At 64.1% G+C, this 26,906-nt stretch carries 23 protein-coding genes; 13 read left to right on the plus strand and 10 right to left on the minus strand.

Translation table 11 applies throughout. The features are described from left to right. Window positions 1–32: 32 nt before the first annotated feature. Complete coding sequence (locus tag AC1ROT_RS17845; RefSeq protein WP_492971203.1) at window positions 33–1,958, minus strand: ribonucleoside-diphosphate reductase subunit alpha; 1,926 nt, start codon at window positions 1,956–1,958, stop codon at window positions 33–35. Between the two features lie 565 nt (window positions 1,959–2,523). Between AC1ROT_RS17845 and AC1ROT_RS17850 the strand changes: the two genes are divergently transcribed. Beyond that, window positions 2,524–5,994, plus strand: a complete 3,471-nt coding sequence (locus AC1ROT_RS17850) for a coiled-coil domain-containing protein (RefSeq protein WP_493000603.1) — start codon at window positions 2,524–2,526, stop codon at window positions 5,992–5,994. 15 nt (window positions 5,995–6,009) lie between these two features. Then, window positions 6,010–6,870 (plus strand): HTD2 family dehydratase, encoded by an 861-nt coding sequence (locus AC1ROT_RS17855; RefSeq protein WP_493000605.1) that lies wholly within the window; start codon window positions 6,010–6,012, stop codon window positions 6,868–6,870. Here the strand turns inward: AC1ROT_RS17855 and AC1ROT_RS17860 are convergent. From AC1ROT_RS17860 to AC1ROT_RS17875, 4 genes are all read right to left on the minus strand, one after another. Beyond that, window positions 6,867–8,546, minus strand: coding sequence for a tannase/feruloyl esterase family alpha/beta hydrolase (locus tag AC1ROT_RS17860; RefSeq protein ID WP_493000607.1), 1,680 nt, complete (start codon window positions 8,544–8,546; stop codon window positions 6,867–6,869). The two genes, AC1ROT_RS17855 and AC1ROT_RS17860, sit on opposite strands and share 4 nt — an antisense overlap. A 129-nt stretch (window positions 8,547–8,675) precedes the next feature. Then, entirely contained in the window at window positions 8,676–9,479 is an 804-nt protein-coding gene (locus AC1ROT_RS17865) for a hypothetical protein (RefSeq protein WP_493000609.1), read from the minus strand. A 63-nt stretch (window positions 9,480–9,542) separates the two neighbouring features. Further along, entirely contained in the window at window positions 9,543–10,979 is a 1,437-nt protein-coding gene (locus AC1ROT_RS17870; RefSeq protein WP_492971199.1) for an aspartate ammonia-lyase, read from the minus strand. A 148-nt stretch (window positions 10,980–11,127) separates the two neighbouring features. Further along, window positions 11,128–12,006 carry an SDR family oxidoreductase gene (locus tag AC1ROT_RS17875; RefSeq protein WP_493000611.1) on the minus strand — a complete coding sequence of 293 codons (879 nt, stop codon included), beginning with the start codon at window positions 12,004–12,006 and terminating at the stop codon, window positions 11,128–11,130. A 72-nt stretch (window positions 12,007–12,078) separates the two neighbouring features. On the opposite strand from AC1ROT_RS17875, the gene AC1ROT_RS17880 reads away from it, so the two are divergent. From AC1ROT_RS17880 to AC1ROT_RS17895, 4 genes are all read left to right on the plus strand, one after another. Next, window positions 12,079–12,852 (plus strand): SDR family oxidoreductase, encoded by a 774-nt coding sequence (locus tag AC1ROT_RS17880; RefSeq protein ID WP_493000613.1) that lies wholly within the window; start codon window positions 12,079–12,081, stop codon window positions 12,850–12,852. Between the two features lie 137 nt (window positions 12,853–12,989). Continuing rightward, window positions 12,990–14,432, plus strand: a complete 1,443-nt coding sequence (locus AC1ROT_RS17885) for a sensor histidine kinase (protein ID WP_492971196.1) — start codon at window positions 12,990–12,992, stop codon at window positions 14,430–14,432. After that, complete coding sequence (locus tag AC1ROT_RS17890; RefSeq protein ID WP_493000614.1) at window positions 14,432–15,469, plus strand: alpha/beta hydrolase; 1,038 nt, start codon at window positions 14,432–14,434, stop codon at window positions 15,467–15,469. The genes AC1ROT_RS17885 and AC1ROT_RS17890 overlap by 1 nt, the downstream gene beginning before the upstream one ends. Continuing rightward, the gene (locus AC1ROT_RS17895; protein WP_492971194.1) at window positions 15,462–15,926 is read left to right on the plus strand and encodes an HPP family protein; all 465 of its coding nucleotides are present in this window, start codon (window positions 15,462–15,464) and stop codon (window positions 15,924–15,926) included. The genes AC1ROT_RS17890 and AC1ROT_RS17895 overlap by 8 nt, the downstream gene beginning before the upstream one ends. 12 nt (window positions 15,927–15,938) lie before the next feature. On the opposite strand, the gene AC1ROT_RS17900 is transcribed toward AC1ROT_RS17895, so the two are convergent. The 4 genes from AC1ROT_RS17900 to AC1ROT_RS17915 form a co-directional block, all read right to left on the minus strand. Beyond that, window positions 15,939–16,859 carry a glycosyltransferase family 9 protein gene (locus tag AC1ROT_RS17900; RefSeq protein WP_493000616.1) on the minus strand — a complete coding sequence of 307 codons (921 nt, stop codon included), beginning with the start codon at window positions 16,857–16,859 and terminating at the stop codon, window positions 15,939–15,941. 6 nt (window positions 16,860–16,865) lie between these two features. Continuing rightward, a complete protein-coding gene (locus AC1ROT_RS17905; RefSeq protein WP_493000618.1) occupies window positions 16,866–18,149 on the minus strand; it encodes an O-antigen ligase family protein in 1,284 nt (427 codons plus the stop codon). Next, a complete protein-coding gene (locus AC1ROT_RS17910) occupies window positions 18,146–19,090 on the minus strand; it encodes a glycosyltransferase family 2 protein (RefSeq protein WP_493000620.1) in 945 nt (314 codons plus the stop codon). Before AC1ROT_RS17910 ends, AC1ROT_RS17905 begins: the two co-directional genes overlap by 4 nt. A gap of 85 nt (window positions 19,091–19,175) precedes the next feature. Beyond that, window positions 19,176–19,475 carry a hypothetical protein gene (locus AC1ROT_RS17915; RefSeq protein WP_492971190.1) on the minus strand — a complete coding sequence of 100 codons (300 nt, stop codon included), beginning with the start codon at window positions 19,473–19,475 and terminating at the stop codon, window positions 19,176–19,178. 227 nt (window positions 19,476–19,702) lie between these two features. Here AC1ROT_RS17915 and AC1ROT_RS17920 point away from each other — a divergent pair, with 227 nt between their 5' ends. From AC1ROT_RS17920 to AC1ROT_RS17945, 6 genes are all read left to right on the plus strand, one after another. Beyond that, a complete protein-coding gene (locus AC1ROT_RS17920; RefSeq protein WP_493000621.1) occupies window positions 19,703–20,374 on the plus strand; it encodes a DUF1194 domain-containing protein in 672 nt (223 codons plus the stop codon). A 91-nt stretch (window positions 20,375–20,465) separates the two neighbouring features. After that, the gene (locus AC1ROT_RS17925; RefSeq protein WP_493000623.1) at window positions 20,466–21,488 is read left to right on the plus strand and encodes a thiamine pyrophosphate-dependent dehydrogenase E1 component subunit alpha; all 1,023 of its coding nucleotides are present in this window, start codon (window positions 20,466–20,468) and stop codon (window positions 21,486–21,488) included. Then, window positions 21,479–22,438 carry an alpha-ketoacid dehydrogenase subunit beta gene (locus AC1ROT_RS17930; RefSeq protein WP_493000624.1) on the plus strand — a complete coding sequence of 320 codons (960 nt, stop codon included), beginning with the start codon at window positions 21,479–21,481 and terminating at the stop codon, window positions 22,436–22,438. The genes AC1ROT_RS17925 and AC1ROT_RS17930 overlap by 10 nt, the downstream gene beginning before the upstream one ends. Window positions 22,439–22,505: 67 nt before the next feature. Then, on the plus strand, window positions 22,506–23,558 hold the full coding sequence (gene dctP / locus AC1ROT_RS17935; protein WP_492971186.1) for a TRAP transporter substrate-binding protein DctP: 1,053 nt from the start codon (window positions 22,506–22,508) through the stop codon (window positions 23,556–23,558). Window positions 23,559–23,633: 75 nt separating this feature from the next. Then, window positions 23,634–24,137: a TRAP transporter small permease gene (locus AC1ROT_RS17940; protein WP_493000626.1), complete on the plus strand. Its 504-nt coding sequence runs from the start codon at window positions 23,634–23,636 to the stop codon at window positions 24,135–24,137. Continuing rightward, window positions 24,134–25,417, plus strand: a complete 1,284-nt coding sequence (locus AC1ROT_RS17945) for a TRAP transporter large permease (protein WP_493000628.1) — start codon at window positions 24,134–24,136, stop codon at window positions 25,415–25,417. Before AC1ROT_RS17940 ends, AC1ROT_RS17945 begins: the two co-directional genes overlap by 4 nt. On the opposite strand, the gene AC1ROT_RS17950 is transcribed toward AC1ROT_RS17945, so the two are convergent. Continuing rightward, the gene (locus tag AC1ROT_RS17950; protein WP_493000630.1) at window positions 25,414–26,181 is read right to left on the minus strand and encodes an IclR family transcriptional regulator; all 768 of its coding nucleotides are present in this window, start codon (window positions 26,179–26,181) and stop codon (window positions 25,414–25,416) included. The two genes, AC1ROT_RS17945 and AC1ROT_RS17950, sit on opposite strands and share 4 nt — an antisense overlap. A 78-nt stretch (window positions 26,182–26,259) precedes the next feature. On the opposite strand from AC1ROT_RS17950, the gene AC1ROT_RS17955 reads away from it, so the two are divergent. Continuing rightward, window positions 26,260–26,889: a nuclear transport factor 2 family protein gene (locus AC1ROT_RS17955; RefSeq protein ID WP_493000632.1), complete on the plus strand. Its 630-nt coding sequence runs from the start codon at window positions 26,260–26,262 to the stop codon at window positions 26,887–26,889. Window positions 26,890–26,906: the final 17 nt, after the last annotated feature.

Below are 26,906 nucleotides of genomic sequence, written 5' to 3' on the forward strand. Positions count from 1 at the left end.
GGTTTCACGCCAGTCTTACTGGCAGGCCAATCTTACTGGCAAGACAGGCATTCGTCGTAATCGACGGCTTCGCGGGGGCCACCGCCGGCTGCCGCCATGGCGGCCAGCGGCAGTTCGACCTGCGGCATGTCGAGATGGCCCGGGCCCTGCGGGCGCTCGCCTTCATTGACCTTGCCGACCAGCGGGATCGAAACCACGTTCGGCGCGGCGGCGTCGGTCTTGCCCGACACCGTCTCGGCGCGCTGGATCGACAGCGAGCGGCAGTAGTAGAGGCTCTTCACGCCTTTCTTCCAGGCCTGGAAGTGGATCTGGTGCAGGTCGCGCTTATGCACGTTGGCCGGCAGGAAGATGTTCAGGCTCTGGGCCTGGCAGATGAACGGCGTGCGATCGGCAGCCAGATCGATCAGCCAGCGCTGGTCGATCTCGAAGGCGGTGCGGAACACGGCCTTCTCGTCATCCGACAGGAAGTCGAGATGCTGCACCGAACCGCCGTTGGTGGTGATCGACGACCAGGTGTCGTCGTCGTTCTTCTCATACTGCTCCAGCGTCTTCTCGAGATAGCGGTTGCGCACCGAGAAGGAGCCCGACAGCGTCTTGTGGGTGAAGGCATTGGCCACGTTCGGCTCGATGCCCGGGCTGGCGCCGCCGGCAATGATCGAGATCGACGCGGTCGGCGCGATCGCGATCTTGTGCGAGAAACGCTCCATGATGTTGTACTCGGCCGCGTCCATGCAGGGACCGCGCTCTTCCGCCAGCTTGCGCGAGGCGGTATCGGCCTGGTCCTTGATATGCTTGAAGATGGTGCGGTTCCACACCTTGGCCATCACGCTTTCCCACGGCACGCCATTGGCCTGCAGGAAGGAGTGGAAGCCCATCACGCCCAAGCCGACCGAACGCTCGCGCTCGGCGGCATAGCGCGCCTTGCTCATGCTGTCGGGCGCATTGGCGATGAAGTCGCTCAGCACATTGTCGAGGAAGCGCAGGCAATCCTCGATGAACAGCGGATGTTCTTTCCACTCGTGGAAATATTCGAGATTGAGCGACGACAGGCAGCACACGGCCGTGCGCTGCACGCCATGATGGTCGATGCCGGTCGGCAGCGTGATCTCGCTGCACAGGTTCGAGGTCTTGACCCGCAGGCCGGCCAGCTTGTGCTGTTCCGGCAGGGCGCGGTTCACATGGTCGATATAGACCAGGTAGGGCTCGCCGGTCTCGATGCGGGCGGTGAGGATGCGGATCCACAGCGCGCGGGCCGAGACAGTGCGCTGCACGGTCTGGTCATGCGGGCTCAGCAGCGCCCACTGTTCATCGGCTTCCACGGCGCGCATGAAGGCGTCCGAGATCAGGATGCCGTTATGCAGGTTGAGCGCCTTGCGGTTCGGGTCGCCGCCGGTCGGGCGGCGGATCTCGATGAATTCCTCGATTTCCGGATGGTCGACCGGCAGGTAGCAGGCGGCCGAACCGCGACGCAGCGAACCCTGCGAGATCGCGAGAGTCAGGCTGTCCATCACGCGGATGAAGGGGATGATACCCGAGGTCTTGCCGTTCTGACCGACCTTTTCGCCGATCGAGCGCAGGTTGCCCCAGTAGCTGCCGATACCGCCGCCGCGGGCCGCCAGCCAGACATTCTCGTTCCACAGGCCGAGGATGCCGTCGAGGCTGTCGTTGGCTTCGTTCAGGAAGCAGGAGATCGGCAGGCCGCGGTTGGTGCCGCCATTCGATAGCACCGGGGTGGCCGGCATGAACCAGAGCTTGCTGATATAGCCGTAGATGCGCTGGGCATGGGCGGTGTCATCGGCATAGTGGCCGGCCACACGGGCGAACAGGTCCTGGTAGGACTCACCGGGCAGCAGATAGCGGTCGTCGAGCGTAGCCTTGCCGAAATCGGTCAGCAGGCGGTCGCGGCTGCGGTCGACGTCAACGCGGATGCCGCGTTCGGTTTGCAGAGTGTCCAGCACGGATTTGCTTCCCCTCAATTATCGCGGTCCGTCGGCCCCTGAATCGGGAGTGGCCGGACCGGCCGTAGATCAGTGAATCTCAAGGTTCCGTCCGTTGCTCTGTCCCGGCGGCCGCGCACCCCGCCCTTTCACCTTCGAAAACCCCACAAAAACAGCCCCGAATGGGCTCTCGAAGGCGGCGCAGCGTCGTCACGAAACAGGTCCAACGAACACAACATATGGTACTCAGAGTTAAGAGAGGGTCAATACAGTGTATGTGACACAGTTGTAAAAAAACCGGTTGACGGACTCAGCGCAGCGTGAACCCCCTTATTTTATGCCGTGTCGCGCACGGCGAGCATTTTTCGGGCGGCGCGAAAAAGGTTATCCCCGCTATCCACAGGGTGCTCTTCGACTCCGTTTCCCGGCCTTCGGGCAAGGCGCTGTTAACTATTCGCCCCCTAAATATGGTGTGCTACCGGCGCGGGTTTTCCGCCTCGCCCCGGCCTTTGTGTGTTTCAATGCGGAAGATGACGCGATCCGACCGGGCCGGAACTCATTTCCGGGCCTGACGGGGGAGGCTGCGATGCTGATCAAACACCCGCGCGCCGATATGGCCGCGAATGCCAACAAGCCGGCCCATGAAGCCGCGCTGGAAGAGGCGGGCAACCGCGCCGCCGCACTGATCGGTCAGCCCGGACTGGAGCGCCAGCGCCTGATCCTGGTGAGCATCGGCGCCGGTGTCAGCCTGCTCTGGCTGCTGCTCTGCACGCTTTATATCGACAATTCCATCGGCTGGACCAATCTCTGGCATGCGCTGCCCCATGAAGTGGGCGCCTTCATCGCCGGCGTGGCCGCGCCGCTGGCCTTCCTGTGGCTGATGCTGCTGAACATGTGGCGCGGCATGGCGATCAAGCGCCAGGCCGCCGCCCTGCACGAAATCCTGCTCGACCTGAGCTATCCGACCCCGGAAGCCGAGCGCCGCGTCTCCGCGCTGGCCGGCTCGCTGCGCCGCCAGGCCCGCGAGATGGAAGAGGCGGCGCAAAGCGCCACCGACAAGATCGCCACCCTGGGCGACACCATGGCTGGCCAGCAGCAGGCGCTGATGGCCGCCGCTGCCGGTGCCGGCGAACAGGTGGCGCTGCAGGCCCGCCAGATCGGCGGCACGCTGAACCAGTCGTCGCAGGCGCTGCTGGCGGCTGCCGATCAGGTCAACCGCGATCTCGACAATACCGTGAAGGGCCTGGCCGGCCGCTTCGAAGAGCAGAGCCGCGCGCTGGTCGATGTCGCCGACAAGGTCGGCACCGAGATGAACGCCAAGGTGTCGGGCATCGGCCAGACCGTCTCGACCCAGGCGCAGGTGCTGCTGCAGGCCGCCGATGTGATCGTGCGCGAAGTGGAAACCGCGCGCGGCATCTTCCAGAACAAGGCCTCGGAAATTTCGCGCATCACCTCGGCCATCCAGTTCCAGAACGAGCGCGTGGATGAGCTGTCGCGCCGCCATGGCGAGCTGATGGACCAGGCAGTGAACCGCGCCGCCGAAGTGGCGCAGCAGATCGCCGCCCAGCTGGAGCAGAAGATCGTCACCCTGGAACAGGCGGTCACCCGCGCCGGCGGCGAAGCCGGCCGCATCGGTCTCGGCTTTGCCGAATCCGCCCAGATCATCACCACGGCGGCGGAAGTCACCGTGGCGCGTGCGACGGCCGCGAGCGAGAGCTTCGGCCGCGAGAGCCAGCTGTTCAGCAGCGCCAGCCAAAAGGTGATCGACAGCGCCGAGGCCGCCGGCACCGTGCTGCGCGAGCGCGTGCGCGAGATCGAGCATGCCACCGGCACCACCATCGGCCGCATCCGCGATATCGGCGAGACGATCCGCTCGGAAGTCGGTGCGCTCGACGAACAGGGCGCCCGCGTGTCCGAGAAACTGCGCCTGTCGGCCGACGACATGCGCACCCGCACCAACGCCCTGGAACAGGCCGGCGCCGCCGCCACCCAGCAGGCCGAGAGCTTCGCTGAATCCGCCACCCAGGCCGAACAGCGCCTGAAGCTGACCGGCAACCTGGTGCGTCACCAGTCCGACCAGCTTGCCGCGGCAGCCGAACAGGCCGACCAGCGTCTGGCCCAGGCCGGCGATGCCCTGCGCCGCGAAGGCGCCAACATGACCTCGACCCTGCAGCAGATCTCCGACCGGGCGCTGCGCACCGGTGACGAGCTGAAGCAGCGCGCCGATACCCTGGACGAAACCGCCGGCCGCGCGCTGGGCAAGATCGGCGACGCCGACGACAGCATCAAGGCGCGCATCGAAAGCCTGGCGGCGGCCGGCCGTGAGGCGCTCAACATGGCGGCCCAGGTGCAGGACACCATGGCGCAGGCGAATGCGCTGCTGGCCCAGGCCACCCAGCGCACCGATGACCAGGTGGGCGCCGTCGGCACATTGCTGCGCGGCCATGCCGAACAGTTCGGCGTCACCATCGATGGCGTTGCCAAGCGGATTGCCGAAACCGGCACTTCGGTGCGGGATCAGGTCGACGGCCTCGACCAGGCTGCCGCCCGCACGGCCCAGCGCCTGCGCTCGGCCGGCGAAAGCGCCGGTCAGGATGCCGTTCAGCTGCAGGCTGCCGCTGAACGCGCCTCGCAGCGCCTGCATCAGGTGAGCGAGACCGCGCAGGTGCAGGCCCATGCGCTGAGCGCCGCCGCCGAACGCGCGGCGATGGAATCGCAGCTGGCCGGTAGTGCCGCGCAGGCCCGCGCCAAGGACCTGCAGGATCTGGCGCTCAGCGTGGCCGAGGCCATGGCGACGCTGGCCGAGAAGGCGTCGGCCCAGACCGGTGCGCTGGTCGCGATGAGCGACAAGGCGCAGATGGAAGTGGTGGCGCTGAATGCCGCCGCCGAGAAGGCGACCGGCAGCATCAACACCGCCGGCGATACCGCACGCGTCCGCTCGGTGGAACTGGGCGAGGCGGCGCAAAGCGTGGTCGACCGTACACTGGAGCTACGCAGCACCATCCATGAGCAGGCCGGCGCGCTTACATCTCTTTCGAGCGAACTTACGCGTCAGGCCGAAAACATCCGCGAGAACTTCCGCGGCCGGGTGCAGGAACTGGCCGAGGCCTCCGATGCGGCGATCCTCAAGACCGCCAATATCGGCGACAGCTTCCGCCGTCAGGCCCAGGAAGTCTCCCGCGTGTCGGACGAAGCGGTCAACCGCGTCGAGCAGGTGGGCGCCACCTTCGACGCCCGCGCCCGCGAGATCAACCTCGCGGTCGGCAATGCCTCGGGCCGCATCGACGATGCCAGCGAAGTGCTGCGCAACCGTACGCGCGAGCTGGCCAATATCGTGGAAGACGCGATGAAGCAAACCGACCGGATGAGCGACGGCTTCCGTCGCCAGGCCGACGAGGTGGATACGCGCTCCTCGCGCCTGTCGGAAAAGGTCACCGAGATCGGCGAGCGCATGGCGCGGACCGGCAACGAGTTCAGCGCCATCACCGACCGCGCCTCGGCACGCGCGGTGGAGACCGCCGAGATTCTGGGCCAGCGGGCGCAGGAGTTGTCTTCGGCGGCGGCGCGTGCTGCCAGCGAGGCGGCTTCGGCCGAAGCCAGCCTCAAGGCCGATTCAAAGGCGCTGTCTGAAGCCGCGCGCACCGCCAGCATCGAGGCGGAAGCCTTGCGCAAGGCCACCCAGGCGCTGCGCGGCGAGCAGTTCCTCAAGACGGCAGCGTTTGTCACTGGCCATCTCAACTCGATGGCCATCGACATCACCCGCCTGCTCAACCGCGACCTGTCGGAAGATCTGTGGCGCCGCTACTACAAGGGCGAGCGCGGCCTGTTCACCCGCAAGCTGATCGACCAGCGCGACCTCGACAAGATTCGCGACAAGTATCAGGAGAATGGCGAGTTCCGCGACTTCACCGAACGCTACATCGCCGAATTCGAGCGCGTGCTGGCCGGCGCCAAGGGCGTGGAGCATGAAGAGCTGCTGACCTCGGCCTTTGTGACCGCCGATATCGGCAAGGTCTACCTGCTGCTGCGCGAGGCGGTGGGCAAGTCGCGGCAGTGACGCTAGACTGTCAGCATGGCTGACAGGACATCGCTGAAGGATTGGATCGGCGGCCAGGATGAGGCCGCCGATCTTTTTTTACCCGAACGCTGCCAGGCCCTGGCGCGCGCGCTCGATCAGCCCGAGGACGGGCTTGCCGATGGTGCGCCGCTGCCGGCGCTGCGGCACTGGCTCTATTTCTGGAATGCCGTGCCGCGTGCGCAGCTTGGCCGTGACGGTCATCCGGCGCTCGGCGGCTTCCTGCCGGATGTCGGCAAGCTCTGGGGCAGCCAGACGCGGCGCATGTGGGCCGGCAGCCGGCTGGAGTTCCATCGCCCGCTGATGCTGGGTATGCCGACACGCCGGCTTTCCACGGTGGAAGCGGTGGAAGAGAAAAGCGGCCGCAGCGGCCGTCTGGTTTTTGTTACCGTGCGGCATGACATCTTCGATGCCGATACGGTCGCGGTGACCGACCGCCACGATATCGTCTATCGCGAAGAGCTGCCGAATGCCGTCCTGCCCGAGCCGGACACGGCCTCGGGCGATTACCAGTGGCGCGCGGATTTCAATGCCGATGCGGTCTTGCTGTTTCGCTACTCGGCGCTCACCTATAACGGCCATCGCATCCATTACGACCGCGATTATGCGCGGCAGGTCGAAGGTTATCGCGGTCTGGTCGTCCACGGCCCGCTGCTCGCCACGCTGCTGGTGGATTTCGCCACCAGCCTGCGGCCGGGTCAGACCTTGCAGCGCTTCCAGTTCCGCGGCCGTCGGCCAGTGATCGACGGCCAGCCGTTCCATCTGCGCGCAAAGACTGCCCATGACGGTTCCTTGAGCCTGTGGATCGCCGATGCCGATGACGCCCTGGCGATGACGGCGGAGGCCGCCTTCGCTTAAGGCATCGCACACTCGAAGCTGGCTGCGCTGCTGACGTCGCCGGACTTGTAACGCGGGAAGGCCGGATAACGGCACATAGGGCGCGAGGCGGTGACGGCAAATGGCGGCGTGCCCTGATGGGCGCTCTGCACCAGATCGCCGGGCGCGCGGCCTTTCTCCACCCAGTCACTCACCACCTCCAGCATGTCGACGGCCGAGGGTGCGCCGACGCCGACATGATCGGCGCCCGGCGTCACATAGAGCCGCATGAAGCGGTCGGTGGCCGGCTGGCTCATCTTCTGCACGACAGACTGGTAATACTGGATGCCGGCATAGGGGCTCTGGGCGTAATCGGCCATCTGCTCGGCGACCACCAGCTTGCCGCCGCGGCCGGCAAAGACCGAGAGATCGGGATTGGTGGAATCCATCAGGCCGGAAATCACCTGGGCCCGCTCGCGGAAACTTTCGACGGTATACTGGCGCGGATCGTAGTTCGGATCGCGGGCGAGGAAATACTGGATCGCGCCGCTGCCATAGAGCCAGGCCCGGCTGCTGGCATTGGTCGCCGGCACGGTGGGTGGCGCGGTACCGGTCTGCCAGCTGACCCAGCCGCCAACCGGGCCGGTGCCGCTGGCCGCTTCGCCGCCGATGCCGAAGCCGGGATAGCTGCGCACGCCATTGGCGAGATCGAAGTTGAAGGTCACGGACGAATGCAGGGTCTGCACAGCGCGGATTTCGCCGTCGGTCAGGCACATCGGATTGGAGGCCGCCGGGCAGCGCAGGCGGCTGACATCGAACACACGCTTGCAGCCTTCATGGTCGCTGATGATGCCGTCCTTCAGGCCATCGCGGTCGTCGCAGGCCGCCAGTGCCGCATCGGCAATCAGCTTCACCTTGTCAGGGCTGATCCAGCCCTGCGTGAGCGCAATGCCCATGCGAGTGCCGGCCGCCTGCAGGCCGGTCCAGTTGATCACCGGCACGCGGCTGAAAATGCCGTCGAAGTCGTTGGGATAGCGCTGCGCCATGGTCAGGCCTTCGCGGCCGCCTTCCGAGCTGCCGAAGAAGTAGAGCTTCTCCGGCGCCTTGCCGTAGCGCCGCTTCATCAGCTCGACGGCGACATCGCGCACCTTCTTGTAGGAGGCATGCGAGAAGTTCACCAGGGATTCGTCGTTGAGCGCAAAGGCCTGCAGCGGCACATTCGGCGCATTCTGGTGGCCGGAATCCGTGCCGTAGGTGACATAACCACGCGCCAGTGGATGCGGCCGGTCGGGCCGTGCGGCGGGCGGCATCCCTATGCCGGTGATCAGCACGCCGTTGAAGCCGCCACCACCATATTGCAGCGAGCGGCTATTCCAGTCGCTCGGCAGGTTGACCTGGAATTTGATCGGCGGCGCCTGCGGATCAACCGAGGCGATAGCGCCGGTGACACGGCAATGTTCAGGCAGGGCGGCGACGATCAGCTCCGGCGGCAGCGGCGTGAAAGGCGGATTGGGAATCGCGCCAGCCTGTGACGCGGCGGTGAGCACCGCGCCTTCGATGACGGCGCCTTTGGTCGGCAGGCCGATGGCGCTAGCGGCGATCGGCTGGATCAGCGCGGCACAGGCCGCAGCCGGATCGCGCGTCTGCGTGGCGCAGGCCGCAAGCAGCAGAGTGGCAGACAAGGCAGAGAACGCCGTCAGGCGCGGCAATGCGGACATGGTTTCCTCCTGTGCGGCTGCTTATGCGCAACCTTGCACAGGAGGGTAGGAGCCTGACTGTTATGAGTCAAAACGATTGCATGCCGCAGCGCAAAAGCATGCGAATACCGCACAAAATTGTATTATGCACTAATATAGCCGACCTCGTTCATCCATCCAGCCAACCGTACGAACATAAAACAGATTATCCGTGGCTTGGTCTGTAATGGCTGCAATCTGTTTGGCCGTGTTAGTCCGCACCAATAGTTCGGCAGCCGATGTGCCGCCGGCGCTGGTTGTTGTCTTGGTCCAGAGCTGGTGACCACTGCCATTTACAAACCGTGTATTCTGGCTGGAGTTTTCATCCGGTGAACGAATGGAACATTGCATCTGTCCGGCCGCTGTCCCGCCATCATTGCTGATTGAAATTCGTACCCGTGCCTGGACCTTAATATCGGGTGGGACTGACAACGCAAAGAGCGTACTGGTGTTACCTAGCGTGGTGATCCCTTGCACATCATAAGCTGCATTGAACCAGATGAACTCGTCGCCTGTCTGGGTGAAAGCAAGTATGTTTCCAGAACCATCAGTCAGTATTGAGCCGATACGCCGTTTTGCCGTGTAACCGGATGGTAGGGCGGGATTCGAGAAGCTGGTCGAGAAAAGGATGTCGCCAATGCCATTGGCGTCGGCTCGAATAAGAAAGACATGGTACCAAGTGGATGCAGCACGCGCGCCGCTATCGAGGCCATTATTTCCGCTGCCCGCACTCCAAGAGCCCGTCGATTGTAGACTCTTGCTGAACGTCGACACTAATTGAACTTGATACGTGTTCGTGTTGTCAGCTGCAACGCCGATGGAAACATCGATCACGCTATTAGGAGTCGAAATGTTGTTCGATAGCTGAAGGCCGAAAATGTGACCTGCCATTGGTGGTTGCGGGTTGATGAGCACTTGGTCCTCCTTTTTGTGGGAGGGGCAGTGTGTCTAACAACAGAGGCAAGTCAATCTGACTACTTATGTAGGCGGCGCCACGATCTTGCGGCCACGCCGGCGCGGCGCGGTCAGCTTGGCGACATCGAGGATGTCATCGAGCTGGGCTTCGGTCAGCCATTCCTTCTCGATGCAGAGTTCGCGCACGGTGCGGCCGGTCTTGAGGGCTTCCTTGGCCAGCCAGGCCGATTTCTCGTAGCCGATATAGGGGTTGAGCGCGGTCACGATGCCGACGCTCGCTTCGACATGACGCTTCGCCTGTTCGACATTGGCCTGGATGCCACTGACGCATTTCTCGGCCAGCGTGCGCGCCGCGCGCGACAGCAGCTGCATCGAATTCAGCACGTTGTAGACGATCACCGGCTCCATGACGTTCAACTGTAATTGACCGGCCTCGGCCGCCATGGTGACGGTGATATCGTTGCCGATCACCTGGAAGCAGACCTGGTTGACGACTTCCGGGATCACTGGATTGACCTTGCCCGGCATGATGGATGAGCCCGGCTGCATAGGCGGCAGCGCGATTTCATTGAGGCCGCCACGCGGGCCCGACGACAGCAGCCGCAGGTCGTTGGCGATCTTGCTCAGCTTCACGGCGATGCGCTTCAGCATGCCGGAATAGAGCACGAAGGCGCCCATGTCCCAGCTGGCCTCGATCAGGTTGGCGGCGCGCACCATCTCGAACCCGCAGGTCCGCGTCAGCTCCTCGATGGCGAGGTTGGAATATTCCGGCTCGGTATTGATGCCGGTACCGACTGCCGTGCCGCCCAGATTGATCTCGCGGAACAGCTTCACGATCTCGTCGCCGCGTGCCACATCTTCCTTGATGTTGATGGCGAAGGCCTCGAATTCCTGGCCCAGCGTCATCGGCACGGCATCCTGCAGCTGGGTGCGGCCCAGCTTGATGATGTCGGCGAATTCGACGCCGCGCTGGCGAAACTCGTAGGCCAGACCGTCCAGCGCCTTCATCAGTTCGGCATGACTGAGCATGACGCCAAGGCGCACGGCTGTGGGATAGACGTCGTTGGTCGATTGCGACAGGTTCACGTCGTCGTTGGGATGCAGATGCTGGTATTCGCCCTTGTGGAAGCCCAGCAGCTCCAGGCCGCGATTGGCCACCACCTCGTTGACATTCATGTTGGTGGAGGTGCCGGCGCCGCCCTGGAATACGTCGATAGTGAACCACTCATGCAGCTTGCCGGCGATCAGCTCGTCGCAGGCCTGGGCAATGCCCTTGTATTTATCGGCTTCCAGATAACCCAGCTTCTTGTTGGCGGCGGCGCAGGCCTTCTTCACCATGCCGAAGGCGCGGATCAGGTTCGGGTAATGGTTGATGCCGATGCCGGAGATGTGGAAGTTGTCGAGCGCACGCTGGGTCTGGATGCCGTAATAGGCGGCGGCCGGGATGGCCATCTCGCCCAGGCTGTCATGCTCCAGACGGGTGGTCGGATCGCTGCTCATGGCCTTGCCTCTTCTGCCTGCTCGAAACAGAGACATATTCTGCGCTGACGCAACGGCAATGCGAAGCCTCAGTGCAGGTTTATTTCATTGAAATACCTATGGTTTCCGATGCAACCAATGCAGCGGGTGCGATCAGATGGTCTTATCGCTAGACCGTCCGTTTCGCCTTGTCCTTCGCATTGGTGGCTTCGATGCTGGCGCGGATATCCTGCCATTCGTCATCGCTGAGATCGGTCAGTGCGCCGAAGCCGCCGGCCGAATTCAGCCACTGGCCGCCATCGATGGCGATCACTTCGCCGGTGAGGTAGCCCACATCGTCGGCCAGCAGGAAAGCGGCCAGGTTGGCCAATTCCGGCAGGTTGCCGACGCGGCGCATCGGGATCGCGCCGATCATGCGCTTTTCCAGCGCTTCCGTCGGTGCCAGCCGCTTGGTCATGCCTTCGGTGGGGAAGGGACCGGGCGCAATCGCATTCAGCCGAATCCCCTTCGGTCCCCATTCCACAGCCAGCGACTGGGTCATCGCGGCGATGCCGGCTTTCGACATTGCGGAGGGAATCACGAAGGCCGAACCGGTCCAGACCCAGGTGGTGACGATGGACAGGATGCTGCCGCCACGTTTGGCGGCGATCCAGCGTTTGCCTACCGCCTGTGTCATATAGAAGCTGCCATGCAGCACGATATTGGCGATGGCATCGAAACCGCGCGGGCTCAGGTCTTCGGTCTTGGCGATGAAGTTGCCGGCAGCATTGTTGACCAGGCCGTCCAGCGGGCCATGCGTCTGCCAGATCAATTCCACCATCTCGTCCACCGCCTGCGCCACGCGGATGTCGCAAGGATAGGTGAGGATGCGACCACCGGTGGCGGCGGAGAGTTCCGCAGCGGTTTCCTGTAATACACTGTCGCGCCGGCCGCAGATATGCAGCTCGGCCCCCAGTTCCATCAGGCGCTGCGCCATCGCCTTGCCCAGGCCGGTGCCGCCGCCGGTGATCAGGATGCGCTTTCCCTGGAACAGATCGTTGCGAAACATGCTGCCTCCCTGTTTTCTTATGGTCCCAGACTAACCCAGAGTGCGTTGCGCGCGCCATCAGGAGGAAACGGCATGGATCTCAAACTCGCCGGCAAGGTTGCCATTGTCACTGGCGCCAGCAAGGGCATCGGGCAGGCCATTGCCGAAACGCTCGCCGCGGAAGGCATGAAGCTGGTACTGGCCGCACGGTCTGCCGACCTGTTGCAGACGGTTGCCGGCGGCCTGCAGACCGAGAGCCTCGTGCAGGCCGTCGATCTGCGCGATCCGGCCGTGCCGGCCCAGGTGGTTGCCGCGGCGGTGCAGAAATTTGGCGGCATCGATCTGGTGGTCAACAATGCCGGCGCGACCAAGCGCGGCGATTTCCTCACGCTGACCGATGAGGACTGGGCCGACGGTTTCGCGCTGAAGTTCTTCGGCGGCATGCGGCTCAGCCGTGCCGCCTGGCCCCACCTGCGCGGCCGCGATGGCTGTATCGTCAATATCATCGGCGTCGGCGGCCGCACCGGCACGGCGGAATTCGCCATCGGCGGGTCGGTCAATGCCGCTGGCATGAACCTGACCAAGGTGCTGGCCGATCGCGGGATTCAGGACGGCGTGCGGGTGAATGCGATCAACCCAGGCGCCATTGCCACCGAACGCCTGCAGGTGCGAATCCGCAGCTTCGCCAAGGAGCAGGGCATCAGCGATGCCGAAGCCGCGCAGACCCTGCCGCGCAGCATGGGCGTGGCGCGATTCGGTGAACCCGCAGAAATTGCCCGGGCCGTTGCTTTCCTCGCCTCCCCGCAGGCGGGCTACCTGCAGGGGGCGATCATCGATGTGGATGGCGGCGTGACTCGCACCCTGTAAGGGCGGAAAAGCGCGACTGCTATTGATTTTTTTGCGCCGCAATGTCACTCCGGATGAATGAGGCGTGTACAGACAGCTCTTGGGGAATTCTCATCCTGCGGGTATCGGCCGCGATCCGGATATCGGGAGCACGGCTGATGCCGCGGCGTTTCCTGCCAAAGACGGTGCAGGCTCATCCGAACGCGCTGGCCGGTGCGGGCCGGCGCTTCGTGCTGGTGCTGGTGGCGACGCTGGTGGCGCTGTCGGTCGCACTGGCAAGCTATCTGTATATTCAGCAGACCGAGTACAGCCGCTTTTCTTTCCAGACGGTGGTCTGGGACGGTGTGCAGTTACGCAGCGAGCATCAGGCTTTCCGCGCCAGCGTGCTAGAAAGACTGGCAGGCATCCCGGGCACCGATACAGAAGAGATGAAACGGCGCTACGACGCATTGTTTGGTCGACTGCGGCTCCTGGAAGCCGACGAGACGACGGTGTATCGCACCGATCGCGATCTTGCTCCGCTACTGCTGCGGATCGCTCCCGTGATCCACGGCTGGGCTCCGGAAGTGGCGGCCTTTCAGGCCGGCGATGCCGAGGCCGGCCGCCGCATCGCCAAGGCTGCGCAAGCGCTGAGCGCGGATTTCAATCTGTTTGCCAGTGGGATCAATGCCATTGGTATCAAGCGCATTGAAGAGACGCGCGAGCGCCTGTCTCGGCTCTATACGATCCTGATCGGGGCTGCGGTGATGACCTGGCTGCTGGTTCTGGGTTTTGCCTATGCGCTGATGCGTCAGCTGCGAGCCACCGAAACGGCCCATGCTGAGATGCGGACGATGACTGGCGATCTGGAACAAGCCCGTCGGCAGGCGGTAGAAGCCAGCCACACCAAGTCGAATTTCCTCGCCACCATGAGCCATGAGCTGCGCACGCCGCTCAATGCCATCCTCGGCTTTGCCGATATCATGCGTCAGGGCCTGTTCGGGCCGGTCGGCAATCCACGCTATGTCGACTACCTGGACGGCATCCAGAAAAGCGGCCAGCATCTGCTGTCGCTGATCAACGATGTGCTGGACATGTCGCGCATCGAGGCCGGCCGGCTGGAACTGAGCGAGAGCGAGATCAATGTGGCGCTGGCGGTGGATCAGGCACTCACGCTGGTCGGTATCACCGCCGACGGCAAGGGCATTGCACTGGAATGCCGTCTGCCGGCAATCCTGCCGCGCCTGCAGGCCGACGAACGTATCCTGCGCCAGATGCTGCTCAACCTGCTCAGCAACGCGATCAAGTTCACCCCCGAAGGCGGCAGTGTCGAGATCACTGCGGCGCGGCTGACGGATGGTGAACTGGCAATCCGGGTGCGCGATACCGGCGTAGGCATGAGCGATTACCAGCTCAAGCAGGTGTTCGAGCCGTTTTCGCAGGGTGGCGATTCCCTGCGTGCGCGCGAAACCGGCGGCAGCGGCCTGGGCCTGCCGATCACGCGGCGGCTGATCGAGCTGCATGACGGCACGATTCACCTGTCCAGCCGCAAAAGCGCGGGCACCACTGCGACACTGATCTTTCCCGCGGCCCGCGTCCGCACCATCGCCGAGGCAATGTAATGCGCGGCCTGCGACACCGCCTTGGCATCCTGCTGCTGCCCGGCCTTCTGCTGATGGCGGCCTGCGCGCCACGTCTGCAGCCGCCGGGTGGCGAGATTGTCACGCCCACGACGATAGCAGGCCCGACATATCACTGGCAGGCGAATGACGGTCGGGTGTTGCCGCTGCGGCGCTGGCTGCCCGAGGGCGGGGAGCCGCCAAAGGCCGTGATCCTCGCCATCCACGGCTTCAACGATTACAGCAATGCCTTCACCGAAGCGGCGGAATGGTGGGCGGCGCGCGGCGTCGCGACCTACGCACCGGATCAGCGCGGCTTCGGCCGTGCACCCTATGTGGGGTTATGGGCCGGCGAAGACCGCATGGCCGATGACGTGCGGGAATTGAGCGCCGTGCTGCGGCAACTGCATCCCGGTGTGCCTTCTTACTGGCTGGGTGAAAGCATGGGCGGCGCCGTAGTGCTGCATGCCCTGACGCGCAGCGCAACGGCAGAGCGGCCGCAGGGCGTGGTGCTGGTGGCGCCGGCGGTCTGGGGGCGCGCCACCATGCCGGTGCATTACCGGGTGGCGCTGTGGCTGACCAGCTACACGATCCCATGGAAAACCTTCACCGGCAGTGGTCTGAAGATACAGGCGTCGGACAATATCGAGATGCTGCGCCGCCTGTCGCGGGACCCGCTGTTCATCAAGGCGACCCGCGTCGATGCGATTCATGGCCTGGTCAACCTGATGGATGATGCGGCCGTGGCGAAGCCGACCGGCCTGCCAATCCTGTTGCTCTATGGCGTGAAGGATGAGGTCATCCCGAAGAAGCCGGTTGAGGCCTATGTCGCGCAGATGCAGGCCACGACCGGCATCGATCTGCGAATCGCCATCTATGCCCAGGGCTGGCATATGCTGCTGCGGGATTTACAGGCGGAAACGGTATGGCGCGATGTGGCTGGCTGGATCGCCGACCCGCGCGCGACGCTGGCCTCAGGCGCCGAACGCAACACACTGCCCCTGTTCAGCGACAGCGAAAAGACAGAGCGCGATGACTAGGACCGGCCTGCTCGACGCCCTGTGGATTCTCTGCGGCATCCTGCCGAGCCTGGGCCTGGTGCTGTGGATCATCGACGCCGAGCATGGCCTGGCGCTGACCTCGCTGGGCAGCACCGCCATCCTGCTGTTCTGCTTCCCCACACATGAAGGCTCACGGCCGGTCGCCGTGCTGGTTTCGCACCTACTCGGTGCCGCCATCGGCATCGCGCTTCTGCAGCTGATCGGCAGCAATCTCTGGACCATGGGACTGGGCGTGGCCTTGATCGCGGTGGCGATGAAGGCACTCAACATCATGCATCCGCCGGCCGGAGCCAATCCGCTGATCGTGCTGAATCTGAAAAGCGGCTGGCTGTTCCTGGGCTATCCGCTGCTGCCGGCGCTGTTGATCCTGCTGGCGGCAGCCTTCCTGTGGAGCCGTCTGCGGCCGGGGCCGCGCTGGCCACTGCGTTGGTTTTAAGCCGGGCTGGTTTTAAGCCGGACTAACTTTCGGCAGCACCGCAATGACATCGGCAGTTGGCAAATCCTGCAGGCTCGGCCGCTGCAGTTTCACCACCCAGTCGCCGCGCGGCGATACCTTGCGCGGATCGGACTCGGCGGAATACAGCACCACCGACGGACAGCCGCTGGCCGCGATGATATGCATCGGCCCGGTGTCGTTGCCCACGGCCAGTACGGCCTGCCGCCCCAGGGTGGCGAGATCGTCGATGGCGGTCTGTTCGCACAGGCTGCGCGCGGCTGGCACGGCCGCGATGATGGAATCGATCTCGGCGCGTTCGGCGCTGCGGCCGATCAGCACCGGCGTCACATCCTGTTGCAGCAGATGCTGTGCCAGGGCCGCGAACTGCTGTGCCGGCCAGCGTTTGGCCGGCCGGTGCGGTGCGCCGCCCGGCACCAGCAGGGCGAACCGCGCGGGCAGGCCGAAGCGCGTGATGTCCGATTGCAGGAATGTCAGATCCGGCAGGCCGGGATCGGGAATGCCGACGAGGGCCAGCTGGCTGGCGCGCAATTCGGCGATATGGATCGGCGCGGTTGGATCGGGGATGTGATAGCGGCAGCCGGGCGCATTGCCGACCCAGAGGTCGCGCGGGCTGCCCAGCAGGCGATAATAGCCCTTGGTGCGCTGGCTGCCCTGCAGGTCGTAGATGCGGCTGAAGCCGGCCTTACGGATGCGGCGCAGTAGGCGCCAGAGCGCGAGCGGCTGCCAGAATTTCGGCCGGGGATCGGTCCAGATTTCGTCGACCGAACCCGAGCGCCGGGTCAGGTCGACATAGGGCGCCGTGGTCAGCAGCACAATATGTTCGCCGGGATGGTGGCGGCGGATCGCGCTTAACAACGGCAGGGCGAGGATCATGTCGCCGAGCGCCGAATGCTTGATCACCAGGATGGCCATGGCAGTTCAGTGCATCTCGTCGCGCTGGCCCAGGCGCATGACCGCCATGGTCAGGGCCAGGCTGCTCCAGAACAGCAGTGCCGGCCAGTTGCTGAAGTTGCTCTGGCTGGCCGTCAGCGGGAAGTGCAGCAGGACCATGACACCCGCAGCCGCAGCCCCGACGATCTGCAGATGCGAGCGCCGGTTAAACATGGGCAACAGTGCGGCGATCAGCACAGCCAGCAGCAGGCAATATCCCGCTGTTCCGACCACGCCGGTCTCGACCAGCCATTCGAGATAGGTGTTATGGGGATGCTGCGGACAGGGGTGCTTCATCTGGGCCTGGGTGACGACTTCGCAGACGCTCTGGAAATTCTTCATGCCGATCCCGGTGACCGGATGATCCTGCCAGATCACCAGGGCCGCGCGGAATATCTCGCCGTAATGCGAGGCGCCGATATCCTGAAGCACCTCGATCAGGGCCAGGACACGCGCAAAAATCCGTTCGCTGGTCAGTACGATGGCGACCAGAATGGCGATGCTGACCAGGGTGGCGATGATTCCATAGATGCGATAGCGCGGAATCGTCAGGATGATCACCCCGACCACGGTAGCGATGGACAGCAGGCTCAGGATGCTGGCAGCGCGTTCACCGGTGAGGAAGATGAACGCCAGTCCCACAAGGCCGGCCAGCACCACGGCAGGCCATGCCAGCCGGTGATGCTCGCGTCCCGAAAGCAGCAGAGCAGCCAGCGGCAGCAGCGGGAAACCGATACGGGCAACGAACATGCCGATATTGGGGCGATCGAGCGGGCCGGTGAGGCGATCGTCCCAGATCGGCTGGCCGCTCAGCGAAACGCCGGACAACAACTGCACGATGCCGTCGATGACGGTGAGGGCCAGTGTCGCGCTCCAGACCTGCAGGATCAGTTTGAGGTCGCGGCGCGACTGGATCAGCCACAGGCAGGCGGCCAGCAGCAGCAGCGGCAGACGCAGCCAGGCCACGCTGCGCGAGAAAGATAATGCCGGCTGCAGGGCCAGCGGGGAAATGACCAGGTTGAGGACCAGCCAGAGAATCAGGATGATGGCGACCGGCGGCCACTTCCACAGGCTCCACTGGCGTTGTGCAATCACGACGGCCAGAAAGCTGATACCGATCAGCGTGGCGGCGGCATCGGCTCCACCGCGCCAGAACAGCAGCAGCAGTGGCAGCAGGCAGAACAGGCCGAGATTGGCTTTACGCAGCGTCTCGATCCAGCCGCGGTCGGCGGCAAGATAAGACGGCTCGGTGAATTTGTAGAACAGGGTCATGGTTGGGGCGACCGGATGCCGCTCAGGCGGCGAAAAGCATCAGCACTGCGATCGAGGAAGGCGTCGGAGATATCGAAACCGAGTTTCGCCGCCAGATATGCCCGGAAGACGACAAGTGCCGCAAGGGGCAGGCCGCTGCGCTGCTGTGCTTTCCAGGCAATCGAAACACAGATCGCTGCCATTCGGTTTCGAATCTCGGCAGGCAGCGCCGGCGTTTCGCGCAGCAGATTGTAATAGGCGAAAAAACGGTCGTGATGCTGTTGCCGCTTGTCGGCGGACAGATGCGAACCACCACGCGGCGCATGGGTCACTCCGCCGCGGAAATCGATCAGGCGTCTGGCATGCAGGGCGAGGCGGAGCGGCAGGGATTCATCCTGGATGAACAGCCGCTCATCGCAGCCGCCGGCCCGGCGGAACAGGGCTGTTTCCACCAGCCAGGCCATGCGCACGAACCCGCGGCCATGGGTGACGGTGTGCAGCGGCCGGTCGCTGGTTTCGCTGGGCGGTGCGGCGCCCAGTGGTTCCGGCTTGATCGCCTGCGCATCAAGATCGGACCGGATCACCTTGCCATGCACCATGTCGGCCTGCCCGTCCTGCATGACGCGATACATCAGCGTCACGGCATCGGGCACGATCAGTTCATCGGCATCGAGCAGACACAGGAGGCGCCCCTGCGCCCGCGCAGCCCCCTGGTTGAGCCGGATGCTGGGGCCGGCGTTGCGGTCATTGCGCAGAATGGTCAGGCCGTTCAGCGCCTGGCCATGCTGCTCCAGCACGACAGCAGAACCGTCCGTCGAGGCGTCATCGACGAAGACATACTCTGCCGGCACGGGCAGGGTCTGCGCTGCCAGGGCCTCTATCACCCGGGGCAAGATGCCGGCTTTGTTATAGACCGGGATGACGAAACTGATTTCGGGACCGGCATCGGACGGGGAAGGCATCGGAAAGCCGCAGGTTGAAGCGGAAACGGACATGCGCCGAATACCGGCTTTCGGCAGGCTGTACAAGCCTGCGCTGCCGCTGGCGTCAGGCCAGGATAAAGACGGTCATGGATGGCGGCTTGCGGGAGGTCTGCCCGAATCCGTTATAGGTGATCGGCGGCGAGTGAAACTCGCGCAACGGCGCGTCGCGTTCGGCCCTGGCCTGATCCGGGCCGCCCAGCTCGGCGCGAACTTCCAGCAGCTTCTGAAACATGGCTTCGGCACCGGGCAGGGAGCCGGTTGCCGTCGAGATGACCTCGGCGAGCGACTTCAGATTGCCGGCGCCGCCCAGCGAGATCTTGCTCTGCTGGACTGCCAGTTTGGGAATGACGTCGATCACGCTCATGGCGATAAGGTTACCAAATGGTTTATCCACAGGGAAGATGTTGATTTTTCTCGTTATTATTCAGTTGCTTGCAGGAAAATCGCGGATTGTGGCCGGGTGAAACGACAGGTTTCGCCGCAGTGCCGCTTTTCTTGCTATCGTTTCCCGGCATGCTGCCCCGGCAGAACCATCTTGCCTCGCACCACCAACCCGACCGGAGAAAACTCCTGCTCGGTGCGGGCAGCGCAGTGGCTGCAGCGGCTCTGCCATGGCCCCTGTACAGCCAGTCACGATCGGTCGATCTGGCGCTGGTCCTGGCAGCCGATTGCTCGGGCAGCGTCCATGCCGAGCATTATGCCCTGCAGCAGCGAGGCTATGCCGAAGCCTTCCGCAACCGTCAGGTGATCCAGGCCATCCGGTCCGGCATCCACGGCGCCATCGCGATCAGTTATTTTCAGTGGTCGGGTTATTCGCTGCAGACTCTGGTCGTGCCCTGGACGGTTTTGCGCAGCGATACCGACATCGCAGGATTTGCCACCGCGATGGAAAAAGCCGAGCGCACCATTTTCGGCGGCGGCACCTCGCCCACCGGTGCCATCGAATTCGGTCACCGCCTGCTCGACAAGGCGCCGGTGCAAACCACCCGGCGGGTGATCGATATTTCCGGCGATGGCCGCAACAACACGGGTCCGCCCCCTGCAGAGGCGCGCGCAGCCGCCGTGGCAGCCGGTATTATCATCAACGGCCTGCCGATCCTGCATATGGAGCCGGATATCGACAGCTATTACGAGCAGCATGTCATCGGCGGCCCCGGCGCCTTCATTGTGCCGGCGCGCGACTACAGTTCGTTCGAAGCGGCCGTGCGCCGCAAGCTGATCCTCGAGATCGCCGATCAGCGCCCGCCCCAGCCGCGCGGCTAGCGCTTCAAGCGGTCCGGCCGCCTGAGTTGCGTTACCGGTAACACGTTGCTACGGTCGGCTTCATAACAAGAAACACCCGAGAAGCAGGCCCGTGAAACAGTCCAATATTCCTGTCGGCACGTTGTTGCCGCTGTACCGGATGATGTGTCGCATCCGGGCGTTTGAAGATGCCGCCGAGCTGGCCAGCCGGGGCGGTGTCGCCGCTTTCGGCCAGCAGGCCGCCGGCCAGGCGCAGGTGCGCGGTCCGCTGCATCTCTCCACCGGTCAGGAAGCCGTCGCCGCTGGTGTTTGCGTCCATCTGAAGCCCAGCGACTATCTCACCTCCACGCATCGCGGCCATGGCCACACGCTGGCCAAGGGTGCCGATCTGGCGCGCATGATGCACGAGCTGTTCGGCAAGGCGACCGGCTTCTGCGGCGGCCGCGGCGGCTCGATGCATATCGCCGATTTCTCGGTCGGCATGCTGGGCGCCAATGGCGTGGTGGCGGCCGGCATCCCGATTGCGCTGGGGGCGGCGCAGTCGATCAAGATCCGCAAGGCCGATGCGATTGCCGTCACCTTCTTTGGCGATGGCGCGATCAACCGCGGGCCGTTTGCCGAAAGCCTGAACTGGGCCGCCGCCTTCCAACTGCCGATCCTGTTCGTTTGCGAGGACAACCAGTGGTCGGCGACCACCAAGACCGGCACCATGTCGGCCGGTGCGGGCGCAGCAGCGCGGGCGCGCAGCTTCGGCATCGAGGCCGCCATGGTGGATGGCAACGATGTTGGTGCCGTCAGTGAGACGGCGAAGCAATTGATTGCCGATATCCGCGCCGGCAAGGGACCGTGTCTTTTGCATGCCCGCACCTATCGCTTCAGTGGCCATGTCTCGGTCGATCCGGCCAGTTACCGCGACCCGGCGGAACTGGCGGCGGCGCAGAAGGACGATCCGCTGTTGGTGACGGCGCAACAGTTGCGCAATGGCGGCGTCAGTGCCGGTGATGTCGAAGCCATCATGCAGGCGGCGCGCGATGAAGTGACCGAGGCTGTGCGGTCGGCTGATGCCGCGCCCTGGCCCGCAGCCGATGCGGCCTATTCCGAAGTGCAGGACCTGGGAGCGGGCCAATGGCGGTAATGACCTATGCCGCGGCTGCGGCTGCTTCCGTCGCCGAGGCCATGCGCGCCGATCCGGCCGTGGTGGCGCTGGGCGAGGATATCGGGCGCGGCGGCATCTTCGGCCAGTATCGCGGTCTCCAGGATACCTTCGGTCCCGAGCGCGTGATCGACACGCCGATCTCGGAAGCCACGATTGTCGGCGCCGCCGTTGGTATGGCGCTGACCGGCCTGAAGCCGGTGGTCGAGATGCGGGTGATCGATTTCGCGCTCTGCGCCATGGATGAGATCATCAACCAGGCTGCGAAGAACCGCTTCATGTTCGGTGGGCAGGGCCGTGTGCCGGCGGTGATCCGTATGCCCATCGGCATCTGGAGTTCGTCGGCAGCCCAGCATTCGCAGTCGCTGGAAGGCTGGTTCACCCATATTCCCGGCCTTGTGGTGCTGGCGCCAGCGACGCCGCAGGACAATTACGCCCTGCTGCAGGCTGCCATCGGCTGTGGTGACCCGGTTGCCTATTTCGAGCACAAGGAGCTGTGGGCCAGCGAAGGCGGGGTTGATCCCGCTGCCAGAGCTGAACTTGGCAAGGCGCGGATCGCACGCCCGGGACGCGACCTGACCATCGTGAGCTGGAGCAAGGCTGTGCATTGGTCGCTGGAGGCCGCAACGGCGCTGGCGGGGGAGGGCGTCGAGACCGAGGTGATCGACCTGCGGACGCTCTGGCCCTGGGATCGCGAGGCGGTTTTCGCCTCTGCCGCAAAAACGGGCCGCGTGCTTGTTGTGCACGAAGCCGTGCAGGTGGCGGGCTTTGGCGCGGAAATTGTGGCATCGCTGGCCGAAGAAGGGGTGGCGAAAGTCGCGCGCCTCGGGGGACCGCGTTTGCCTGTCGGTTATGCGCCGGGACTGGAAGCAGAGGTGCGCGTCACGCCCGACCGCATTGCAGCAAAGGCCCGCGACTTGCTGCGTCGCTGATTGCCTTGGCGCTGCGTCCTGAATATTCTGTTCAACGAATTATAAAAAATAACTGGAGGAAGACCCGATGAACCGTCGTTCGCTGCTTAAGGCCGGTGTGGCCGTTGCTGCCTTCACCGCCGCTCCCACCATCTTCATCCGTTCTGCCCGCGCCCAGGGCGCCTACAAGCCGGAATACAAGCTCTCCACCGTGGTGGGCCTGCCGTTCCCCTGGGGCCAGGGCGGTGAAATCTGGGGCAACCTCGTGCGCGAGCGCACCGAGGGCCGTATCAACATCAAGATGTATCCGGGTGTGTCGCTGGTGAACGGCGACCAGACCCGTGAATTCACCGCAGTCCGTCAGGGCGTCATCGATCTGGCCATCGGTTCGACCATCAACTGGTCGCCGCAGATCCGGCAGCTCAATCTGTTCTCGCTGCCTTTCCTGGCGCAGGACCATGCCGGCCTCGATGCCCTGGTGCAGGGCCCGGTCGGCAAGGAGATCATGGATATCGTCGGCAAGAACGGCGTGGTGCCGCTGGCCTGGGGCGAGAACGGCTTCCGTGAAGTCACCAACTCCAAGCGCGAAATCCGCAAGCCGGCCGATATGAAGGGCCTGAAGTTCCGCGTCGTCGGTTCGCCGATCTTCAACGATACCTTCACGGCGCTGGGCGCCAATCCGACCCAGATGAGCTGGGCCGATGCCCAGCCGGCGCTGGCCTCGGGTGCGGTCGAAGGCCAGGAGAACCCGCTGCATATCTTCACGGCCGCCAAGCTGCACACACTGGCGCAGAAGTTCGTCACGCGCTGGGGCTATGTGGCCGATCCGCTGATCTTCATCGCCAATCAGGAAATCTGGAATTCCTGGACGCAGAAGGATCGCGACATCGTGCACCAGGCTGCCATCGATGCCGGCAAGCAGGAAATCGCCATCGCCCGCAAGGGCCTGGTGCCGACCGATCAGTCGCTGGTCAAGGAAGTGGAAGGCCTTGGAGTCAAGGTCACCGAGCTCTCGGCTGCCGAGAAGGACGCCTTCAAAAAGGCGGTGAAGCCGTCCTACGACAAGTGGGCCGGCCAGATCGGCAAGGATCTGGTGAAGAAGGCGGAAGACGCCGTCGCGGCCACCCGTAAGAAGGCCTGAGCAGAGTGATCTGATATTGGCAAAGGCCGGGGCAATCCCGGCCTTTGCTTTTTCCGACCAGCCGGAGAATGAAGCGTGTCCATCCCCACTGAAAGCGAACCGCTGGCTATCGATTCGGCGCAGCCCCAGAAAATGTGCTGGGAGGACTGGGTTGGCGCCGGTGCCATGGCATTGCTGGCCATCATCACTTTCACCAATGTGCTGGTGCGTTACTTCACCGATGAATCTTTTGCCTGGACGGAAGAACTCTCCATCTCGCTGATGGTGATCCTCACCATGGTGGCCGCTTCCGCCGCCGTGGCGCGCGACCGTCATATCCGCATTGAGGCCTTCTTCGATGGCGGCACACCGCAACGCCGCCGTCGCCTGGCGCTGCTGTCGGCGGCCTGCACCGTGCTGGCCTTCGGCATTCTTACCGTGCTGGCCGTGCGTTTCTTCTGGGATGACTACAAATACGATGTGACCTCGCCCGGCATCGGCTGGCCGCAATGGTGGTACAGCATCTGGCTGCCGGTTCTGGCCTTTGCCATCACTGCACGGGGTGTGCAGGTACTGCTTCGCAAGTGGCGCTCGCAATGATTGGCATCCTGATCTTTATCGTCTTCGCGGTCCTCATGCTGGCCGGTGTGCCGATCGGCGTGTCGCTGATGCTGGGCGGCTCGCTCGGCATCGCCCTGGCCGATCTCGGCCTGATGTCGATTCCAAACAACTTCTATGCTGGTATCGCCAAATATCCGCTGCTGGCGCTGCCGATGTTCGTACTGGTCGGTGTGATCTTCGAGAAATCCGGTGTGGCCGAGCGTCTGGTCAACCTCGCGGTGTCGATTGTCGGCCGCAAGCCCGGACGGCTGCCGCTGGTGGCTATCGGCGTCGCCATGCTGATCGGCGGTATTTCCGGGTCCGGTCCGGCCACGGCGGCTGCTGTTGGCGGTGTCATGCTGGTGGCTATGAAGCGCGCCGGCTATCCGGCGGGCTATTCGGCTGCTGTGATCGGCTCGGCCGCGGCGACCGACATCCTGATTCCGCCGTCCATTGCCTTCATCATCTATTCGGTCCTGGTGCCCGGCGCTTCCGTGCCGGCGCTGTTCGCGGCCGGCATGGTGCCCGGCATTCTGGCCGGTTTTGCTCTGATGGTTCCGGCGGTCTGGCTCGCCAAGCATTACGGTTTCGGAAAAGCCGAGATGGATACCGAACGGCCACCATTCTGGCCGGCCTTGCGCGACGCGCTCTGGGGCCTCGCCGCACCGGTGCTGATCCTGGGCGGTATGCGCATGGGTTGGTTCACGCCCACCGAGGCCGCGGTGGTTGCCGTGGTCTATGGTTTGTTCGTCGGCATTCTGGTGCATCGCCAGATCAAGCCAAAAGACCTTGTGCCAATCCTGGTCGAAGCGGCCGAGACCTCGGGGATTATCCTGCTCATTGTTGCTCTGGCCAGCATCTTCGCCTACGCGGTCAGCACGCTGGGCATTGTCGATCCGCTGGGACGCTGGATCGCGACCAGCGGGCTTGGCTCCTATGGCACGCTCACTATCATCGTGCTGGTGTTGCTCGGCGTCGGCATGGTGCTGGACGGTATCTCGATCTTTTTGATCTTTGTGCCGCTGCTGATGCCGATCATGCGTAATTTCGCCTGGGATCCCGTCTGGTTCGGCGTGCTGCTGACCTACATGGTCGCCATTGGGCAGTTCACCCCGCCGATGGCGGTCAACCTGATGGTGGCAGCCAAGCTGGCGCGTGTGCCCATCGAGCAGACGGTGAAATACGCCATCTGGTTCGTGCTGGCCATGCTGTCGCTGGTGGTGGCCTTCATCCTCATGCCGCAGCTGGTGCTCTGGCTGCCGGAGACGCTCGGCTACTAGACGGCTTTCTCGATAGCGGCGGCCATATCGGCGGCGGCGCGACGCAGATGCTGGCGCAGCATGGCCGCATTGGTCTTGGTGAAGCGGGCAGAGGGCACGGCCAAGTTCACCATGCCGACGAGTTCGTCCTTCACCAGCACGGCAGTGCCGATGCCGATGATGCCGACGGTGAATTCCTCATGGGCATAGGCAAAGCCTTCCTCGCGGATGCTGCGCAGCTGCTCCATCACCTGCTTGGCGCTGGTCAGGGTATGCGACGTGAATCTCTCGAATGGCGTGCGGGCCAGATAGGCCTTCACCTCGGTATCGCTCATTCGGCTTAGCACGATCTTGCCTGACGAGATGGCATAGAGCGGTGCCATCTCGCTGACCCGCATGGTGTAGGTGAGCGCCTGGCCGCCGGTCTGGGTGGCAATGGCGGTCACATGGTCGCCGTCGCGCACATAAAAGCCGACGGTTTCGTTGGTGTCCTGGCTCAGCTGTTTCAGCAGCGGCTGGATGATCTGCTGCAGCGGCGGCGCCGGACGCCGTCGACCCAGTTCGCCGATTTTCACGCCCAGCCGATAACGCAGGGTTGCCGGATCCTGCTCCAGATAACCGCGCGCCGTCAGGTTGCCCAGCAGCTGGAACAGGCTGCTGCGCGGAATCCCCAGATCGCTCATCAGTTGTGAAAAGGAGGCGCGGCCGGACGCGGCGGCCACCGCCTCGAGGATATCGAGGACGCGGTCGGCTGACTTGACAGTGGCAGGGCTATCGGGTTTCATAGATCTGAACTAGTTTATATATGTGAACTTACAGGAAGGCGCCGTGACAAGCAAGGCGCTCCTGCGGGAGGACAAAGAATGCATCCGGATCAGATCGAACGCCTGACCATCGCCGAGCTGTTGCAGAACTGGGCGGTGTGGCGCGATGCCGGTGACTGGGAGCGGTTCCGCACGGTCTGGCATGACGACGGCTGGATGATGGCCACCTGGTTCCAGGGGCCGGCAGCCGAATTCATCCGGGTCAGCCAGGAAGGCTGGGCCAAGGGCGTCAGCATCCTGCATTTCCTGGGCGGCATTTCGGTCGACCTGAACGGCAGCCGCGCCATCTCGCAGACCAAGATGACCATCTCGCAGCGCTCCACCGTGCATGGCGTGCCTTGCGACGTGGTCTGCACCGGCCGTTTCTATGACTTCATCGAAAAGCGGAACGGCAAGTGGGGTATCGTGGTCCGCCAGCCGATCTACGAGAAGGATCGCATCGATCCGATCGATCCGTCGCAGGCTCCGGCCATCGACCCGGCCAAGCTGGCGGCCCTGCCGGAAGGCTATCGCCATCTCGCCTATATCCAGGAGGAGATCGGCTACAAGGTGAAACGCGACATGCCGGGCCTGAAGGGGCCGGAAGTGGCGGCGCTCTATGCGCGCGGTGCCGCCTGGCTGCGCGGCGAGACCGTGTCGCCGCAGATGTTCTTCGCGCCGGCCGCCTGAGGGTCGCGGACGCCGAC

Source organism: Ferrovibrio sp. GW821-FHT12E11, from assembly GCF_058806975.1.

Bases quoted from the DNA above. Each gene is read 5' to 3' on its own strand.
- AC1ROT_RS17955 (WP_493000632.1), top strand. From the start codon at position 26,260: ATGCATCCGGATCAGATCGAACGCCTGACCATCGCCGAGCTGTTGCAG.
- AC1ROT_RS17875 (WP_493000611.1), bottom strand. From the start codon at position 12,006: ATGTTTCGCAACGATCTGTTCCAGGGAAAGCGCATCCTGATCACCGGC.
- AC1ROT_RS17930 (WP_493000624.1), top strand. From the start codon at position 21,479: ATGGCGGTAATGACCTATGCCGCGGCTGCGGCTGCTTCCGTCGCCGAG.
- AC1ROT_RS17850 (WP_493000603.1), top strand. From the start codon at position 2,524: ATGCTGATCAAACACCCGCGCGCCGATATGGCCGCGAATGCCAACAAG.
- AC1ROT_RS17880 (WP_493000613.1), top strand. From the start codon at position 12,079: ATGGATCTCAAACTCGCCGGCAAGGTTGCCATTGTCACTGGCGCCAGC.
- AC1ROT_RS17890 (WP_493000614.1), top strand. From the start codon at position 14,432: ATGCGCGGCCTGCGACACCGCCTTGGCATCCTGCTGCTGCCCGGCCTT.
- AC1ROT_RS17860 (WP_493000607.1), bottom strand. From the start codon at position 8,546: ATGTCCGCATTGCCGCGCCTGACGGCGTTCTCTGCCTTGTCTGCCACT.
- dctP (WP_492971186.1), top strand. From the start codon at position 22,506: ATGAACCGTCGTTCGCTGCTTAAGGCCGGTGTGGCCGTTGCTGCCTTC.
- AC1ROT_RS17905 (WP_493000618.1), bottom strand. From the start codon at position 18,149: ATGACCCTGTTCTACAAATTCACCGAGCCGTCTTATCTTGCCGCCGAC.
- AC1ROT_RS17885 (WP_492971196.1), top strand. From the start codon at position 12,990: ATGCCGCGGCGTTTCCTGCCAAAGACGGTGCAGGCTCATCCGAACGCG.
- AC1ROT_RS17910 (WP_493000620.1), bottom strand. From the start codon at position 19,090: ATGCCTTCCCCGTCCGATGCCGGTCCCGAAATCAGTTTCGTCATCCCG.
- AC1ROT_RS17915 (WP_492971190.1), bottom strand. From the start codon at position 19,475: ATGAGCGTGATCGACGTCATTCCCAAACTGGCAGTCCAGCAGAGCAAG.
- AC1ROT_RS17895 (WP_492971194.1), top strand. From the start codon at position 15,462: ATGACTAGGACCGGCCTGCTCGACGCCCTGTGGATTCTCTGCGGCATC.
- AC1ROT_RS17855 (WP_493000605.1), top strand. From the start codon at position 6,010: ATGGCTGACAGGACATCGCTGAAGGATTGGATCGGCGGCCAGGATGAG.
- AC1ROT_RS17900 (WP_493000616.1), bottom strand. From the start codon at position 16,859: ATGGCCATCCTGGTGATCAAGCATTCGGCGCTCGGCGACATGATCCTC.
- AC1ROT_RS17870 (WP_492971199.1), bottom strand. From the start codon at position 10,979: ATGAGCAGCGATCCGACCACCCGTCTGGAGCATGACAGCCTGGGCGAG.
- AC1ROT_RS17945 (WP_493000628.1), top strand. From the start codon at position 24,134: ATGATTGGCATCCTGATCTTTATCGTCTTCGCGGTCCTCATGCTGGCC.
- AC1ROT_RS17950 (WP_493000630.1), bottom strand. From the start codon at position 26,181: ATGAAACCCGATAGCCCTGCCACTGTCAAGTCAGCCGACCGCGTCCTC.